The sequence below is a fragment of the Streptosporangium sp. NBC_01469 genome, from assembly GCF_036227305.1.
In the GTDB taxonomy this organism is placed as follows: domain Bacteria; phylum Actinomycetota; class Actinomycetes; order Streptosporangiales; family Streptosporangiaceae; genus Streptosporangium.
Genome location: NZ_CP109465.1, coordinates 727,807 through 745,351, shown reverse-complemented (window position 1 = coordinate 745,351; position 17,545 = coordinate 727,807). Strand labels below are relative to the sequence as shown.

Below are 17,545 nucleotides of genomic sequence, written 5' to 3'. Positions count from 1 at the left end.
TCCGTGGTGACGTCGATCGGTGCGGTGAGGGGCGGGGCGGTGAGGGGCGGGGCGGGGACGGGTGACCGCGGCTCGCCCGCGACGGCCGGTCGTTGAGCGGCCCCGTACCGGAGAGATGCCTACCGGAGAGACGCCGACGTCAGGGTCATGCCGGTGAGTGGCCCGCACACCAGGGGTACGCCGACGAGAGGCTCCGGCGTCAGGGGTGTTCGGACACCTGGTGACCGGCGAGCGGGAGGCGGAGGATGAACCGCGCGCCGCCCATGGCGGAGTCCTCCACGTTGATGGTTCCCCGATGGGCTTCGGCGATGTCACGGGCGATCGTGAGGCCGAGGCCGGTGCCTCCCCGGTTGCGGCAGCGGGCCGTGTCCAGCCGGGTGAACCGTTCGAAGATCCTTTCTCGGTCGGCGGCGGCGATGCCGTCACCGTCGTCGGCGACGGCGAGCTCGCCGTACCGGCCGTTCCGGCACACCTCGACCAGCACCGCGTGCCTGGCGTGGCGCTGGGCGTTGTCCAGGAGATTGGCGAGGAGGCGGGCGATCTCCGCGTCGACGACGTTCGCCCTCACCCCGGGAGCGAGCCGCAGCCGTACGGGGACACCGTTTCCGCGCCGCGAGACCGCGGCGCGCACCGTTTCCCCCAGATCGACGTTGACGAACGCGTCAGGTGTGTTCGCCCCCACCTTCGCCAGCACCAGCAGGTCGGTGACGATCGTCTGGAGCCGGTCGACGCCCTCCAGCGCGTCCTCCAGAAGCTCGTCCAGATCTGTCTCCTCGGGGTGCAGCCGCGCCTCTTCCAGAAGCGTTCTGAGTCCGGCGATCGGCGTGAACAGCTCGTGTGAGGCGTCGGACACGAATCGGCGCTGCTGGGTCAGCGACTTGTCGATCCGGCTCCTGGCGTTCTCCAGCCGGTTCAGCAGGTTGCCGGTGGCCAGAGCGAGATGCATGATCTCGTCTGACCTCGGAAGGCCGTGGAACCCGTTACTCAGATCCTTGGCACGCGGCGACATGGAAGTCCGTTTCGGTATGCGTCGATGAGTGCGCTTTCGTTGACGGCGATGGAGCCTCTCGCCTGCGGCTCGACGGCCGGGGGGGAACCTTCCAGCCCTGGACGGTTGCCCATCGCCTCATGATGCCGCCCACGCCGCCCGCCGTCTGCGCTGGCAGCCTCCGTTTGCCCCTTCATGCCAGCCGGGCTCCCGGCATTCCCGCCAGCCGTAATGCGCCGCCGCCCTCTCCCGAGTACCATCCGCCGCCCGCGGCCGGGATCCGTCCACCCGGCGTGGTCGAGGTGTCCAGCGTGACGACCGGTACGGGTTCGGCGGGAGGTATCGGAATGCTGATGATTCTTGACCAAGGCTGTCGAGCCCATCGTGATCTGGGTAAAGTGCGGATCGATCGTTTTGCCCAGCTTTCCGGGGAGTTCAGGACATGCGACTTACACTGCGCCGGGCTCTCGCCGTGGGCGCCACGCTCGCGCTCGTCGGTGTTCTGACACCCGGGGCCGCATACTCACAGGAAGACCCCCGCAGCTGTAACGACCTGCTGGGGCCGGACACCCCGGCCTACGTCGTCTGCGAGTGGCTGGCCAAGCCCGACGAGGCCCTCGGGGTCGCGCTGTTCTGGGGGGCCGACGACAACGCCAACCTCAAGGAGGCCACCCCGAGCGACGGCAAGTTCATCGACTGCTCGGCCGCCGGGTCGGTCTGCCCGGAGGCGCCCGGTGGCGGTTCCGAGGGCGACGAGAACTCGCCCTTCCCCGAGGGGGCCGGAGACGGTGGCCTGCCCGAGTGCGAGGCGGGCCAGCCGTGCTCGGTCGACGGGCACGATGAGGGCGGCGACGGCACGGTCGCCGGATCCGAGCAGACCGGCACTCCCGTCCCGACGCCGACCCCCACCGGTGCCCCGGACCCGGCGGCGGCCGCGGCCGCGGCGCAGACTCCGGCCGGTCAGGCGATCACCGCGGCGAAGGCCGTGCAGCTGAGGGTCTGGGTCGACACCGAGCTGGCCGACGACTGGAAGGCCGGCGCCGAGACCTTCGCCGCCGCCGTCAAGCGCATCGGCGCGCTGGCCGCGCGCCCCGAGGTCGCGGGCATCCGGTTCACCTCCCAGCTGGGCTACAACACCACGTTCAAGACGGACGAGGAGATCACCGCGTTCGTCACCGCGGCCTCCGACGCCCTCCGCCAGGTCGCGCCCGGCAAGCGGCTGGGCATCCACACCGTGGTGCCCGAGCTCGCCTGCGGCGCGAACGACACCTGCAAGGCCGAGATGCGCAAGCGGTACCCGCTGCTCGCTCCCGAGAAGATCGAGTCTCCCCTGATCGCGGGCCGCGTCGACCAGCTCTCCCTGGACAGCGGCCTGCTGTACGGCGGCTACGACGCCTGGAAGATCAACGCCGAGCAGGCCCACCTCAACCAGTGGATCCAGGTCCGCGCCCGGTCGTGGGACGTCCTGGCCCAGATCGCCGCGGAGGAGACCGGGCTCGTCGGCCAGGTGACCGACACCAAGGTCGCCTCCCGGCTGTCGGTGCCCGTCAAGGACGGCGCCGCCCAGCAGGTGAACGTGTGGACCAGCGTCCAGAACGCCCAGGGCACCGTGACCCGGCTGACCGCCTGGGACCAGCTGAAGAAGCTCAACCCGATCCAGCGTCGCCTGGCCGCCGTCTACAACCCGGCCGGCCCCGAGACGGACATGACCACCGACATCAAGAAGCTCTCCGAGGTCTTCGGCCAGATCTATCTCACGACCGCCTGAGACCCCGCCGGCGAGCCACCTCGGGAGTCACCTGCTCCCGAGGTCGGTGAGGTGCTCCATCGCGGTGAGGTCGATCTCCATGGCGCTCGTCCCCGAGGGCAGGCCCAGCGCCTGAACCGTACCGGCGCGCAGCTCGCCCGCGTGGCCCAGCACGGTCTCGCCGACGAGTAGCTCCAGGCAGCGGCCGGGCAGCCAGGGCGCGTACTCGGTGGGCCGGGTGACCAGTCCGGCCCCCATGATGTGCGCCGCCGTGCGCGCGGCGTCGACCGCGCGGGCCCACGACGACTCGCCGGTCAGGGCGGCGGCGAGGTGGCGGGGCTGGACCGGGATGGTGGCGTTCAACGCGGCGAGCTGGTCGTCGGTGGGGCGGTGGTCCGCCCGGGGGAGGGGCGGGAGGCCGTCGCTCGGGCGGGGCGCGAAGACCGCCCCCTGATCGAAGAGCGCCGGATCGTGGTTTCCCCGGGTGAGGTTGAGGCCCAGCGCGGTCAGCAGCCCGGGGAGGAGCGTGGTGCGCAGCGACGGCTCGCGCGGGCTGATCGGGTTCGTGAGCGTCAGCGTGGCGCGGCGCGGGTCGTCGGCCGCGAGGCCGAAGGCGTCCCACACGGCGTCGCAGACGAAGGGGAAACCCGGCGTCTCGACGTATCCCGCTCCCGCCAGCGCGTGCCCGATCCGCCGCCGCAGGCTCTGCGATCGGGACAGCCCTCCACCGGCCTCCCGTCTCCGCACACTCCTGGCACCGTGGCCGCGCGCCAGCGGGATGGTCTCCATGTCGGGTACGGCCCGCGCGGCCGGTACGGCCCGCGTCGTGGCCGTGGCCCGGGGAAAGGCCCTGGGCCGTGGCCTGCCGGGGGCGAACTCGTCCATTCCGAGGGGGAAGCGGATGTCGCCGTCGACGACGTCGCGCATGTCCCTCAGCCCGTGCCGGAGCATCAGCGTGCGCTCGATGCCCATGCCGAAGGCGAAGGCGCCGTACTTGTGCGGATCGACGCCGCAGGCGGCCAGCACCCGGGGATGGACCATGCCGCACCCGCCCCACTCGATCCAGCCCTCGCCGCCGCACGTCCCGCACGGATCCGCAGGGCCCTCTGCGGGGCCCTCCACGGGGGTGCCCTCCCGGGGATCCTCTTCCGAGACGTCACGGCAGACCGCGCACTCCACGTCGACCTCCGCCGACGGATCGGTGTAGGTGAACCGCCGGGCGCGGAGCCGGGTCGCCGTGCCCCTGCCGAACATGGAGGTGGCGAAGTGGTCGAGGGTCTTCTTCAGGTCGACCATGGTGAGGCCCAGGTCGACGGCGAGGCCCTCGACCTGGTTGAACACCGGGCTGTGGGTGGCGTCGGCCGCGTCGGGACGGAAGGCGCGGCCCGTACAGATCATCCGGAGGGGCGGGGGCGTGCCGAGCATCGCCCTCACCTGCACCGGTGAGGTGTGCGTACGCAGCACGAGGCCCGATCTCCGGCCGGGACCCGAGGGGTCCTCGACGTAGAAGGTGCGTTCGGGGGCGCGGGAGGGGTGGCGGTCGTCCATGTTGAGGGCGTCGAAGGCGAACCACTCGGCCTCGACCTCGGGCCCCTCGGCGACGCGGTAGCCGAGGTCGAGGAAGACATCGGTTATCTGCTCGGCCATGACGGTCACCGGATGCCGGGCCCCACGCGAGTCATGCGGCGCGCTCCCGGCGCGGCCGCTGGATGCGCTCCTCATCAACTGCTTCTGCCTTCTTCCTCTGTGGGTGCTTCCCGCGTTCTCCCGAGGAGGGCTGCTCACGAGGCGGTCAGGCGAAAGCCGCCGGATCGCCTTCCGGCCGGGATGTGACGGGAAGCGAGCGGAAGCGCGGATCGTGGCGACCGGACGACCTCACGCGTGAGACGCGAGATCACCTTCTGGAAAGGGATCGGTGTGCGACGCCCGTTCGGGAACATCGGCGTTCACACGTCACTCCGAGCCTTCGCTACGCTGTGCGCTCATGTGACTACCCAAAGTTATTGCCCGGTCAATGACGAGTCAACATGCCGCCAGGTCGGTGGCGGAGCCGGGGGGCGGGGAGGCCGCCCGATCGTGAGTGGGGGATCGGCGCCGTACGTCCGCTTTCCCGGCGGGGATTTCCGGCGGGATCCAACAGGGCCGGTGGGGTCGGCGAGACCGGGGGCGGCCGGGTGGGACCGGCGAGGGCGGGGCTGACCGGGGTGAGGCCGGTGGGATCGGGGACGGCGGGGCCGGACCCGATCGGGGCGCCCGGCCCGGGTGTGGGCGGGGTGCCTCGATCAGGTCCGGTTCGTTGACCGGTCAGGGCCTGGGGCGTCCGGATCGGATCCGGAGGAGGTCGGACCGGTCCGGGTGTCCGGGTCGGGGCCTGAAGGTCAGGCCGGTCCGGGTTCTCGGGTGCCCGGGTCGGGTCCCGAAGGTCAGCCCGCCCGGGTCTGGGCGAGGTAGCCGGCGAACTCCTCCAGGGAGATGAGGCCGTCGCTGTCCTGGTCGATCCTGGCGACGGCCGCCGCGGCCGCCTCCGGGGTGATCGGCTGGCCGAGCACCTCCATGAGCCTCGTCAGCTCGGGGACCGAGATGAGGCCGTCACCGTCAACATCAACGATCTTAAAAGTCGTCGCGTAGTCGTCCGCCACGATTGCATCCGCCTTCGGCAGCAGGGAAATCAGACGCCAAGCACACTAGCGGGATTCGAGGCGCATCCTCCGGTTGATCGGATAGGGATACGCGTGCAGGGGGGCGCCGTACGGCGGGTCCGCGACGGCGTTCGTCCTCCCGAATGTCGCCACCGGCACGGCGGGCGGCCGAGGATGACCCGCCGTCGTTCGCCGCCCGCGTCCAGCCGCAGGCGATGCCGACTACGTCAACAAGGCGGCCGGGACCGGGATCGGCCGGCCTCCGGTCTCCTGGGGTTCCCGGCCCAGCCGCCTGACCGGCTTGATCAACAGCAGCGCCGCCACCACGCCGACCGTCACCAGGGCCGACCCCAGCATGAAGACGCGCGGTTCGACCAGCGTGGTGACCGGACCGGCCAGCGCCTGCCCGACCGCCATGCCCGCGACCGACCCGGCCACCTGGTAGGCGTTGACCCGGTTCACCACGTCCGGCGCGATCTGCGTCTGCACGCTGGTCGACCACATCACCGACCAGAACGCCAGCGCGCACCCCCCGAGCAGGTGCCCGGCCATCAGCAGCGGCAGCGGCAGCCCGAGCGCGACCGTCAGCGGCACCGCCACGTACCCGCTCAGCGCCACCGCCCCGGCCGCCAGTGGCCTGCGCGGCCTGAGCCTGATCGCCACCAGCCCGCCCAGCACGGTGCCGAGGCCGAGCGCCGCCATCACCCAGCCGTAGTCGGCCCCGATGACCTGCGACGACAGCGGCACGTACGGCCCGATCACCAGAACGCCCCAGAACACCCAGACCAGGATGACCGACCACATCCAGCTCCTGGCCTTGAACTCCTCCCAGCCTCTTCGCAGGTCGCTCAGCACGTCGGAGGGCTCCGGCCTGGGGACGGTGACCCGGACCAGCAGCAGGCACGCCCCGCTGACCAGGAACGTCGCGGCGTCCACCGTGTATACGAAGACCGGCCCGGCGACGACGACGAGGACTCCGGCCAGTGCGGGACCCATCAGATGGGTGACCGCCTCGGCGATCTTCAGCGTCGCGTTGGCCCGCTGCGGATCCCTGGCGACCAGGGAGACCATGCCGTTGACGCCCGGTTCGAACACTCCGGCGGCCATGCCCGACAAGCACGCCGTCACCAGCAACAGGGCGTACGGCGGAGCACCGTCCAGGAAGGCGACGGCCACGACCCCCTGGGTGACGACCCTGACCACGTCCGCGCCGATCATCAAGCGCCGGGCGCCGATCCGGTCGGCGACCACCCCGCCGAACAACATGACCAGCACGGCCGACGCGGTCCAGAGCGCGAGCACGTAGCCGACGCCCGCGATCCCATAGACTTTCCCGATCGCCAGCGCCGAGGCGACGGGCATCATCGCGTCACCGAGCAGCGAGATCGTGCGGGCCACGAAGTAGAGGGTGAAACTCCTCGTCCACATGAGCCCCAATTCTGGATTTTTCCAGATCAGAGCACCGGTGTCCCAAATGACATCATTGGGTACATTTGCGCCATGCCCCTGGATTGCCCGGAAACGCCCTCGACGTCCTCCAGCCCGCATCGCGTGGTCGCCTTGGTCGCCCCGAACCAGGAGCTCTACCCGGTCACCTCCGCCTCAGCCGTCTTCGGCTACCACGGCCCCGACATCCCCCAGCACTACAGCTTCAGCCAGTGCGCCGAACACCCCGGCTCCCTGCCCACCACCCTCGGCGTCCCCATCCAGGTGGACAGCGGCCTCGAAGCCCTCGACGACGCCGACACCGTGCTCATCGCGGGCTGGACCTTCACCCCCTCGCCCGCCGTACTCCACGCGGTCTCCCAAGCCCATGCCCGAGGCGCCCGCATCGTCGCCGTCTGCGCCGGAATCTTCATCCCCGCCGCCCTGGGCCTCCTGGACGGCCGCCGCGCCTCCGTCCACTGGGAACTCTCCGGCGAACTCGCCGCCCGCCACCCCCGCGTCATCCCCGACGACACCGTCATCTACGTCGATCACGGCGACGTCGCCACCGCCGGAGCCTCGGCCGCCACCCTCGACCTCTGCCTTCACCAGGTCCTCCAGGAGTACGGCGCGGCCCACGCCATGCGCATCGGCCGCCAGCTCGCCGCCGGTCCGCACCGCGAGGGCTGCCAGCGCCAGTACCCTCCCCTCCCCACCACCGGCCCCATGCCGGACTCCCTGGCCCCCCTGCTCGAATGGCTCCTCTCGCGCCTGCCCGACCAGACCACGGTCGAGGACATGGCCGCCTACTCGGGCGTCTCCCCCCGTACCCTCACCCGCCAGTTCGCCGACCAGCTCGGTGTCCCACCCGCCCGCTGGCTGCTGGAACGCCGCCTGGCCGCCACCCGCGCCCTGCTGGAGGAGACCGACCTGCCCGTCGAGACCATCGCCACCCGCGTCGGCCTCTCCTCGGCGGTCAACCTCCGCCGCCGCTTCCACACCGCCCTGCGCACCACCCCGGCCGCCTACCGCCGCTCCTTCCGCTGAAGATCCCGGGCGGTTCCGCCGCGATCACGACCGATGGACGGGACCCTCTCCGGCTTCCGGTCGTCCCGGGCCCGGCCATGGCAGGGGCGCCGCCGATTCGATCGGCGGCGCCCCTCCGGCCTCGCGTCCCTTCACGTCGTCCCGCGTTCCGTCACGTCGTCCCTCCGCCGACGTGGACGGCCCGGCGAGGACCGGTCGGACGGTTCAGGCTCGCGCACCGGCCATGGCCTGGCACGCCTCGGCGCACACCCGGCACGCGTTGGCGCACTCCTTCATCATCGCGTCGCTGCCCATGGACATGCATGCCTCGGCGCACTTGCTCGCCACCTTCGCGCACATCGCGGCCATCTCCATCGCCATCGGCGACTGGCGCATCATCATGTCCGCGCACATGCGGGTCATGTCGGCGCAGTCCATGAGCGGACCCATCATCGCCATGTCGGCATGCCGGCCCCCCTGCATGAGGCAGTAGGTCATGGTCTGCTCGCAACGGCTGTGGCTCTCCATGCACGCGTCGATGCACTTCTGCATCTGAGGGCTCATCTTTACCGCCTGGCTCATGCTTTCTCCCCGTTTTCGTGACCGCTCTACTTCAACGGCCGAAGATCTCGCAACAGTGTTGTGCCCCTGTCGAGTGCCGCTGCCTGCCGAGAAGTTCTGCCTTTAGCCACAGATGGGAATAGTTTTGTGGATAAATTCACCCATCATTTGTAGGGTTAGTAGGAAAAGGGGGAGGCGGTCCGACTCCCCTGGTCGGACCGCCTCCCCCCCGGCCGCCACCGGGCCGCCACCGTGGTCGGCCGGGTGTCACCAGGCCACCGTCGTGGTCGGCCCGTCTCCACCGGCCCGTCTCCACCGGGCCACCGCCGTCAGGTCACCGCTGTCAGGTCACCGCCGTCGGATTCACCGTGGTCAGACCACCGCGCCCGAACCCTCGCGGGCCGGCGCCGGTCCCCTCCGCTTGGGCCGTGGCGGGGCGCCGGGCCTGCGCTTCTCCAGCACGATGGCGAGCGGCCCCGCGACCAGCGCGGAGGAGAGCGTGCCGACGACGATCCCGATCAGCAGCGCCACCGCGAAGTCGGTCAGCGAGTCGCCGCCGAGCACCGCCAGCGCGGCCAGGATGAACAGCGCACCCAGGCCGGTGTTGACCGTACGGGGAACGGTCTGCAGGATCGCGGTGTTCGTCACCTCGGCGAACGAGGTCTTCGGCCGTGCTCCCCACAGCTCGCGGACCCGGTCGAAGACCACGACCTTGTCGTTGACCGAGTAGCCGATCACGGTGAGCATCGCGGCCAGGAACACCCCGTCCACCGGCTTGCCCAGCCACGCGAACGCGCCGACCACGATCGCCGCGTCGGCGACCAGGGCCAGCACCGCCGCCAGCCCGAACGTCCAGCGGAACCGGAAGGCGAGATAGGCGAGCTGCGCGGCGAGCGCGACACCCAGCGCGATCAGCGCGTTGCGGCGCAGCTCGTCCCCGAGGCTCGGCCCGACGAGCTCGTCGCGCTCCTTGACGACCTGCCCGCCCCCGCTCTCCAGCGCGCTCTCGATCCGCACCACGTCGGCGGGACTGATCTGACCGGTCCGTACGGAGATGTCCTCGCCGGAGGACTGCACCACCGCGTTGGGGAACCCCGCCCCGCTGACGAGCTCGCGGGCGGCGTCGGCGGTCATCGGGGTGCTCGTGGAGTACTCCACGAGCCTGCCCCCGGTGAACTCCACGCCGAAGTCGAGCCCCCGCACCGCCACCCCCGCCGCGGAGACGGCCACCAGCACGCAGGTGACCCAGAAATACACCACGCGGCGGCTCATCAGGTCCGGTTTGCGGGCGTTCAGCCAGGTGCGGACGCGGCCGATGTCGGACAGGCCGGTCAGCCTGGGCCGCGAGGACACGGCCTGGAGGCTCACCGCCCACTGGGCCAGGACGCGCGTGATGACCATGGCGGTGATCAGCGAGGCGATCACGCCGATGCTCAGCGTGACGCCGAAACCGCGTACCGGCCCGGACGCCAGGAAGAACAGCAGCCCCCCGGCGAGCAGCGTGGTGATGTTGGAGTCGGCCACCGCGCTCCACGCGTTGCGGAAGCCCTTCTCCAGCGCGCCCCTGAACTTCGGCTCCGCCGCGTACTCCTCCCGCGCCCGTTCGAAGACCAGCACGTTGGCGTCGACCGCCATGCCGATCGCCAGGACGAAGCCCGCGAGTCCTGGCAGGGTGAGCGTGGCGCCGAGCCCGACCATCGCCGCGTACGAGATCAGCGCGTAGCAGGCCAGGGCGAAGGCGGCGATGAGGCCCACCAGCCGGTAGGTCACGACGATGAACAGCGCGGTGAGCGCGATGCCGATGACCGCCGCCTGGGCGCTGGCCGTGATCGCGGCGGCGCCGAGCGTCGGGCCGACGGTCCGCTGTTCGATGATCTCGACGGGTACCGGCAGCGAGCCGCCCTTGATCAGCAGGGCCAGGTTCGCGGCCTCCTCCGAGGTGAAGGTGCCGGTGATCTGGGTGGAGCCGCCGGACAGGCCGACGTCGCAGGCCACGTCCTCGTTCACCTGGGGTGAGACGATCACCTTGGAGTCGAGCACGATGGCGACCCTGCGCTTGGGGTCACCCGCCTGGTTGCAGGCGGCCTGGCCGGTCAGCTTGGCCCACTCCGCGCGTCCCCCGTCGCGGAAGTCGACGGTGACGAACCAGCCGCTGCCCTGCTGGGCGTCGATCCCCGCCGCGGCGCCGCTGACGCCGTCGCCGGTGAGGGCGGCCGGTCCGACGTGCAGCGGGGCTCCGCTCTCGTCGGGCAGGATCTGCTCGCCCTTTTTCGGCTGGGTCCCGGCCGTCGGGTCGGGGACGCCGAGGACGGGGTGGAAGGTGAGCTGCGCGGTCTTGCCGATGACCTCGGCGGCCTTGGTCGGATCCTGCACGCCCGGTAGTTCCACGATGATGCGCCGCTCGCCCGAGCGGGACAGTGGCGCGTCCGCCACGCCCAGGCCGTCGGCCCGGCGGCGGAGTACCTCAAGGGTGCGGTCGGTGGCCGCGGCGTCGGCCTTGACGGTCGGTGAGTCCCTGGTCTCCAGTACGAGCTGGGTGCCGCCGCGCAGGTCGAGACCGAGGCGCGGCGACATGGTCAGGGCGATGAACAGCGAGGTGGCGATGACGGCGAGCGCCGCCACCGCGCGTACCACCGGGGCACGCGACATGGAAGCCTCCACAGGCTGGGGGAAAGGTTGGTCCTTGGGTATGCCGGAGGGGCCTTCACGGTGGCTCTCAAAGCCGGGAAGGGCGTTTCCGGGTACGGCGGAAGGCCCGGAGTGGCTTCGGGTGGTTCAGCCGGCTGTGGAGGCGGGCGGTGCGCGCCCCGGCCTGACGAGCAGGGCCGCGAGCGAGCGGGTGTCGTCGTCGCGGGCCGGGCGCGAGGTCCGGCCGGTGGCGGGGGAGAGCCGCCGGAGGTCCGCCGGTGGGGTCGCGAGCGGGTGACCGCCCCCGCCCCCCAGGCCGATCCCGGCGGCGGAGAGGCCGGTGACGAGGGCGTTCCTGTGCCCGCCGTCGGAGACCGGGCGAGACAGCCGCTGGTGCTCGCCGGAGGCCTGGGCGACGGTGGCGTGCCGCAGGAGGACGGCGGCGCCGCCCCCGCCCAGCCCTCCCGAGACGAGCATCGGCAGCAGCAGGGCGAGCAGCCAGCCGAAGGGCGCGCCGCGCCTCAGCTGTCGCATGGTCTCCTCCTGGCCGTCCCGTCCACCGTAACGTGCCGGAGGCTTCGTGATCTCGGTGGCGCCGCGCCAATGTCCGCGTTATCTCATAAACACCCCAAGGGAGGGTAGTGCGGACGCATGCGACTCACCTATACAGCTGATCTGTGGTGGAAGAACGCCGTCGTCTACTGCCTGGACGTGGAGACCTACAAGGACGGGAACGGTGACGGCATCGGTGACTTCCGGGGCCTCACCCAGCAGATCGACCACCTGGACCGGCTCGGGGTGACCTGCATCTGGCTGATGCCCTTCTTTCCCAGCCCCAGCCGCGACGACGGCTACGACATCAGCGACTTCTACTCGGTCGACCCCCGCCTGGGCACCCTCGGCGACTTCGTGGAGTTCATGCGCACCGCCAGGGACCGGGGCATGCGGGTGATCGCCGACCTGGTGGTCAACCACACCTCCGACGAGCACCCCTGGTTCAAGGAGGCCCGCTCCAGCCGCGACTCTCCCAAGCGCGACTGGTACGTCTGGCAGGACGAGCCCGGCCCCGTCGACCCCAAGGCGATCGTCTTCCCCGACAAGGAGGACAGCCTCTGGGAGCTGGACAAGAAGACCGGCCAGTACTACTACCACAGCTTCTACAGGTTCCAGCCCGACCTGAACACGGCGAACCCGCAGGTCCGCGACGAGATCGCGCGCATCCTCGGCTTCTGGATGGAGCTCGGCCTGTCCGGCTTCCGGGTGGACGCGGTGCCGTTCCTGATCGAGGGCATCGGCGGCGACCCGCACGAGTTCCTCGCCGACCTGCGCGCCTTCATGAACCGCCGCGACGGCACCTCGATCCTGCTGGGCGAGGTCAACCTGCCGTACCCGGACCTGATGAGGTTCTTCGGTGACGCGGGGAACGGCGACGAGGTCACCATGTGCTTCGACTTCATCGCGATGCAGCGCTTCCACCTGTCGATGGCCCGGCAGAACCCCGAAGCCCTCGCCGAGGCCCTGCGCGACCGGCCGGAGCCGCCCGACGACTCCCAGTGGGCGATGTTCGTCCGCAACCACGACGAGCTGACCCTGGACAAGCTCACCGAGGCGCAGAAGCACGAGGTCTTCGACGCCTTCGGCCCCGACAAGAACATGCAGGTGTACGACCGGGGCCTGCGCCGCCGCCTCCCCCCGATGCTCGGCGGCGACATGCGGCGGCTCAAGCTGGCCTACAGCGTGCTGTTCTCCCTGCCGGGCACGCCGGTGCTCTTCTACGGCGAGGAGATCGGCCTCGGCGAGAACCTGAAGGCCGAGGGCCGGATGGCGGTCCGGGTCCCGATGCAGTGGTCGGCCAAGGGCGGCTTCTCGCCCGATCCGAAGACCGATGTCCCCTCACCTGCCGGCAGGTACGGGCCGCGCAACGTCAACGTCGAAGACCAGCGCCGCGACCCCGACTCGCTGCTTCGGTGGATCATGCTCCTGGTCGAGCGCTACCGGGAGTCGCCCGAGCTGGCCTGGGGCGCGTACGAGATCCTGGACGCCGGTGACGTGGCCGTGCTGGCCCACCGGGCCGACGCCGAGGGCGGCACCGTGGTCGCCGTCCACAACTTCGCCGACCGCGAGGCGAAGGTGGATCTCGTGCTCGAGAAGCTCGACCACTGCGAGACGCTGGTCGACCTGCTGGTGGACGGCACCCTCGACCTGCCCTCCGACGGCCGGGTGAGGTTCACGCTGGAGCCGTACGGCACCCGCTGGCTCCGTGCCTCCGTCCCCGACGCGGCACCGGAGGAGACCTCGGCCAAGAGCGGGTGACCCGACCCGGAGATCACCCCGGCTCCGAACGGCCCGGCCGAGGCAGGGAAGCCCGCCGGAGCCAAGGGGCTGGGGCCGACCGGGACTAAGGGGCGTCCTGGGGATCGGCGGGCTCTCCCAGCTCGGTGAAGAGCGTGAGCTGTAGCCCGGCCGGACCCTCAAGGCGGGAGTTGAGCGAGTTCCACGGGGTCCGGACGGGGTCGGCGATCACCGTGGCCCCGGCCCCGGCCAGTTCGGCGGTGACGGCCGCCGAGTCGTCCACCTCGAACGCCACCCGGATGTGCCCGGCCACCCTCCGCCCCACCTCGACCCGGTCGATGAACTCCGCCTGCGACGGGTCGGCGATCTCCAGGGTGGCCCGGCCCGCCTCCAGGATCGTCACCCGGCCGTCGGGCGAGGAGTACGCGGCCCGCTCGGGCAGCCCGAGCACGTCGCGGTAGAAGCGCAGCGCCTCGTCGTAGTCGGCGGCGGTGACGACCAGGCGCAACTCTCGAACGGTCATGACGGCTCCCAAGGCGATCGCGGATGTCCCGACCACGACAGCACGACCACCCGCCTCCGGCATTCCCTGCCATTCGGGGTGTCCTCCGGCCGCCTCACCCGTCCTCGCACCGATGAACGGCGTCGTACCTCCTCCGGACCCCACCGCGCCTTCGACTTTCACCCGACACGGCCCCGTATCGATGAACCGCCAGGACGAAGCGTGTTGGATGTTCAGCACACCGATCAGATCGTGGACGAGGAGGTGGCCGAGGTCACGACCGTCGTCACACCCGAGCGCCACCTGATCGTCGAGACCCGGTTCCCGCTCGCCTGACGTCCTGTACCGCCACGATTGGAGAGAACGCAGTGACAGCCACAGTCGCGGCGCAGCCGCAGACCTCGGAGTCGTTCCTGGCCGGGCCGCTGCCCGCATACGTCTACGACCTGGTCGAACTCGACGCCCACGTCAAGGCCATCCGCGCCGCGCTGGGAGACGTCGAGCTGTACTACGCGGTGAAGGCCAACCCCGACCCGAAGCTGATGCGGATGCTCGCCCCGTACGTCGACGGCTTCGAGGTCGCCTCGGGAGGCGAGCTCGCGCACGTGCGGGAACACTTCCCGGACACGCCGGTCGCGCTGGGCGGGCCGGGCAAGACGGACGCCGAGCTGTTCGGCGACGTGACCCGGCTGCACGTCGAGAGCCCCGGCGAGCTGCGCCGCCTGCTCGCGTCCGGCCGCTCGGCGGACGTGCTGCTGCGGGTCAACCTGGACATCCCGATCGAGGGGGCCTCGCTGGCGATGGGCGGCGGTGCCACGCCGTTCGGGATGGACCCCGCCGGGATCGCCGAATGCGTCGCCCTGCTGGAGCCCCAGGGGGCCGTACGGCTGCGCGGGATCCACGCCCACCTGGCCAGCGGGCTCGACGCGAGCCGGATGCTGGAGCTGGCGGCGGCCGTCCTGGACTACGCGCGGACGCTGGGGGTGGCCGAGATCAACCTCGGCGGCGGCATGGCCGTCTCCTACGCCGACCCCGACGACCGGTTCGACTGGCCGGCCTACGGCAGGGGCCTGGCCGCGCTCCGTCGCCCCGGCGAGACGCTCCGGATCGAACCGGGACGCTCGCTGACCGTCTACTGCGGGAGATACGTGACGCGCGTCATCGACGTCAAGCGCGTGCACGGCGAGCTGTTCGCGGTGGTGGCGGGCGGGACCCACCACATCCGCACCCCCGCCACCAAGGGCCACGACCAGCCCCTGGTCATGACGGAGGCCGGTGAGCCGATCACGATCGTCGGCCAGCTCTGCACTCCCAAGGACATCCTGGCCCGCCGGGTCCCCGTCGCCCTCAAGCCCGGTGACCTGGTGGAGTTCACGATGGCGGGCGCCTACGCCTGGAACATCTCCCACCACGACTTCCTGATGCACCCGAAGCCGAGCTTCCACTACCTGAGCCGATAGGAGCCGGCGGACGCCGAGCCGGGAAAGGCGCAGAGCCGGAGAAGGACCCGAGCCGGGCAACCGGAGAGAGGCGCCGAGCCGGGAAAGCCTCCGGCGGGCTCCGACCCGGGTACGAGGACTCCCTCCGGTACGCATATGCTGCGCATCGTCGTTTTCATGTGTCAGGCAGTGTCCCAAGCGTCCAGAGGGAGAAGCTCACCGTGTACAAGGAGTTCGCGATCGAGGCCGTGGTCTGGCTGATCCCCGTCGTAGTGCTGCTCGGGCTCGCTTTCATGATCACTGCCCCCCAGTAGGGCCCTCGCCCCGGCGGGTCAGCGCTCGGCCAGGACGATCACCGAGTCGCCGGTGCCGAGGCGCAGGGGCCGTGATTTGTCCGGGTTGAGGACAACGCCGAAGTGGGGGGCCTCGTTCACGCGGTCCGCCAGGCGGTAGCCGATCGCGGTCTCCCCACGGCGCCGGGCCGACTCGATCACCGAGGCGAAGTCGACCGGCGCCCCCGGGCGGACGTACCGCTCGGCCGGGCGCGGGTAGATCTCCGAGCCCCCCGAGTCGAAGAGCCGGCCGAACACCTCGGCCAGATGCCGGTTCTCGGCGAGCTGGGCCAGCAGCAGGCCGATCACCGTGTCGCTGATCACGATGTCGTCGGCCTTGGTGACCTCGGCCAGGCTCCGGTTGTTCTCGTCGTGCATCTCGCTGACGATGGAGTAGCGCTCGCCGAGTGAGGACTGCATGTCGCGCAGCTGGAGCAGGGTCATCAGCGTGCGCGTGTCGGCGTGGCCGGGGCTGTAGCGGTCGTCGGAGAGCACGATCACGTGCTGGTAGAGGCCCAGGCCGAGCGACTCCAGCGCGTAGCGGTCGGAGGTGTCGCACTCCTTGATGTTGACCGTGAGGTTGGACAGAGCCTCGGAGTCGACCGCCGCGCCGGGGTGGTCGGAGGCGATGTCCAGGACCGAGCCCGGCGCGACGTAGCCGTTGAGATAGCGGATGATCCGGCGGCCCCGGCCGTTCCAGTTGAGGACCAGGGTGCGCTCGGGGCCCGGCCTGGTGTGCTCGACCAGGACGATCGACTCCTCGCGGGCCGAGGGCATGCCGGCGGCCAGGTGGATCATCGAGTCGTCGTGGGCGATCACGATGATCTCGTCGGAGGCGGAGATCACGGTGTCCATGGGCGGGTTCAGCATGGCCGCGCCGGCCCGGCGCAGCCCGATCACCGTGGCGGTCTGGTACGCCGGGAGCACCTCGCCGTACGTCATGCCGGTGAAGTCGGGGTCGGAGCGAAGGTAGATCTCCCCGTCGCTGAAGTTGAGCAGGTCCATGCAGACCACGGACATGCCCGACTGCCGCGACGACTGCACGATGAGCCGGGCGGCGGTGTCGTCGGAGTCGACGAGGTGAACCTCCTGGCCGCCGGCGAGACGCGCGGCGGCCATGTTGGAGCTCTCGGCGATGGCGGCCACCACCGGTGGGTGGGTGTCCGGCCGTTTGGCCAGGGCGAGCAGCGTCTTGATGACGTGCGCGTCGGGGTCCTCGCCCTGCGGGGAGAGGACGACCACCGAGCGGGCCCCGGCCAGGTTCATCAGGTCGAGGTCGGTCGGTTCGGTGGGCCGCCCGGTCCGGCAGACCAGCCTGGTCCTGCCGGTCTCGCCCGCGAACTGCCGGATCTCGTCCTCCATCGCGATCTTGTCCTTGTCGGCGAGGATCGCGATGACCGATCTGCGGTCGCTCGCGTGCGCCTGGACCAGCTCGCTGACGATCGTGAAGACCTGCTCCGACCAGCCCAGGACCACGATGTGGCCGGTCTCGATGATCCGGGACCTGCCCTTGCGCAGCTCCTCGAACCTGCTCTTGAGATCGTTGGAGAGGACGCCGACCAGGGCGCTGACGATGAAGAGCCCGCCCAGCGACGCGGCGAACATCAGGGCGATGAACGGCGCGCTGCCGGTGTCACTGGCCACCTTCCCCGGGCTCAGCGCGCGCATCAGCGTCATCCACAGCATGCCGGGGGCGCCGTTGTGCTTCGCGGCCTCGTCCGGGGTGAGCCACAGGCCCAGCGCCGTGACCAGCAGGATCAGGCCGAGAGAGATGAGGGCGAGCCATCCGATCAGCGCCGTTGTACCCCGTGACATCGTGTTGTCGAACCAGTAGCGCAGGCGTTCTCGGAACGTCGCCCTCGGCACAGAATTCCTCCCCGTCGGTAAAGCAGAGTCAACAAGTGTACAAAAACTACAGGTCGCCGAAGGGAAGGTCGGGTGGACGGGATCGCGTCCGGCGGAGGGG

The 17,545-nt window shown here is 70.7% G+C and carries 13 protein-coding genes; 4 read left to right on the top strand and 9 right to left on the bottom strand.

All coding sequences use genetic code 11. The features are described from left to right. Positions 1-199: 199 nt before the first annotated feature. Positions 200-946, bottom strand: coding sequence for a sensor histidine kinase (locus OG587_RS03395; RefSeq protein WP_329086727.1), 747 nt, complete (start codon positions 944-946; stop codon positions 200-202). Positions 947-1,430: 484 nt separating this feature from the next. Between OG587_RS03395 and OG587_RS03390 the strand changes: the two genes are divergently transcribed. Beyond that, positions 1,431-2,756 carry a hypothetical protein gene (locus OG587_RS03390; protein ID WP_329086726.1) on the top strand — a complete coding sequence of 442 codons (1,326 nt, stop codon included), beginning with the start codon at positions 1,431-1,433 and terminating at the stop codon, positions 2,754-2,756. A 27-nt stretch (positions 2,757-2,783) separates the two neighbouring features. On the opposite strand, the gene OG587_RS47035 is transcribed toward OG587_RS03390, so the two are convergent. From OG587_RS47035 to OG587_RS03370, 3 genes are all read right to left on the bottom strand, one after another. Beyond that, a complete protein-coding gene (locus tag OG587_RS47035; protein WP_443075424.1) occupies positions 2,784-4,457 on the bottom strand; it encodes a tRNA ligase subunit PheS family protein in 1,674 nt (557 codons plus the stop codon). A gap of 701 nt (positions 4,458-5,158) precedes the next feature. Next, the gene (locus OG587_RS03375) at positions 5,159-5,374 is read right to left on the bottom strand and encodes an EF-hand domain-containing protein (RefSeq protein WP_329086723.1); all 216 of its coding nucleotides are present in this window, start codon (positions 5,372-5,374) and stop codon (positions 5,159-5,161) included. 222 nt (positions 5,375-5,596) lie between these two features. Further along, entirely contained in the window at positions 5,597-6,802 is a 1,206-nt protein-coding gene (locus OG587_RS03370) for an MFS transporter (RefSeq protein WP_329086721.1), read from the bottom strand. A gap of 72 nt (positions 6,803-6,874) precedes the next feature. On the opposite strand from OG587_RS03370, the gene OG587_RS03365 reads away from it, so the two are divergent. Next, the gene (locus tag OG587_RS03365) at positions 6,875-7,846 is read left to right on the top strand and encodes a GlxA family transcriptional regulator (protein ID WP_329086719.1); all 972 of its coding nucleotides are present in this window, start codon (positions 6,875-6,877) and stop codon (positions 7,844-7,846) included. Between the two features lie 204 nt (positions 7,847-8,050). Here the strand turns inward: OG587_RS03365 and OG587_RS03360 are convergent, their stop codons facing one another. The 3 genes from OG587_RS03360 to OG587_RS03350 form a co-directional block, all read right to left on the bottom strand. Further along, positions 8,051-8,407, bottom strand: coding sequence for a four-helix bundle copper-binding protein (locus OG587_RS03360; RefSeq protein WP_329086717.1), 357 nt, complete (start codon positions 8,405-8,407; stop codon positions 8,051-8,053). A gap of 351 nt (positions 8,408-8,758) precedes the next feature. After that, entirely contained in the window at positions 8,759-11,035 is a 2,277-nt protein-coding gene (gene secD, locus OG587_RS03355) for a protein translocase subunit SecD (protein ID WP_329086715.1), read from the bottom strand. 126 nt (positions 11,036-11,161) lie between these two features. After that, positions 11,162-11,548, bottom strand: a complete 387-nt coding sequence (locus tag OG587_RS03350; protein ID WP_329086713.1) for a hypothetical protein — start codon at positions 11,546-11,548, stop codon at positions 11,162-11,164. A 117-nt stretch (positions 11,549-11,665) separates the two neighbouring features. Between OG587_RS03350 and OG587_RS03345 the strand changes: the two genes are divergently transcribed. Further along, a complete protein-coding gene (locus tag OG587_RS03345) occupies positions 11,666-13,327 on the top strand; it encodes an alpha-amylase family protein (protein WP_329086711.1) in 1,662 nt (553 codons plus the stop codon). Between the two features lie 85 nt (positions 13,328-13,412). Here the strand turns inward: OG587_RS03345 and OG587_RS03340 are convergent, their stop codons facing one another. Then, positions 13,413-13,829, bottom strand: a complete 417-nt coding sequence (locus OG587_RS03340) for a VOC family protein (RefSeq protein WP_329086708.1) — start codon at positions 13,827-13,829, stop codon at positions 13,413-13,415. Positions 13,830-14,176: 347 nt separating this feature from the next. Between OG587_RS03340 and OG587_RS03335 the strand changes: the two genes are divergently transcribed. Beyond that, positions 14,177-15,268: an alanine racemase gene (locus OG587_RS03335; protein WP_329086706.1), complete on the top strand. Its 1,092-nt coding sequence runs from the start codon at positions 14,177-14,179 to the stop codon at positions 15,266-15,268. Positions 15,269-15,579: 311 nt separating this feature from the next. Here the strand turns inward: OG587_RS03335 and OG587_RS03330 are convergent, their stop codons facing one another. Then, positions 15,580-17,445, bottom strand: coding sequence for a CASTOR/POLLUX-related putative ion channel (locus OG587_RS03330; RefSeq protein WP_329086704.1), 1,866 nt, complete (start codon positions 17,443-17,445; stop codon positions 15,580-15,582). Positions 17,446-17,545 lie beyond the last annotated feature (100 nt).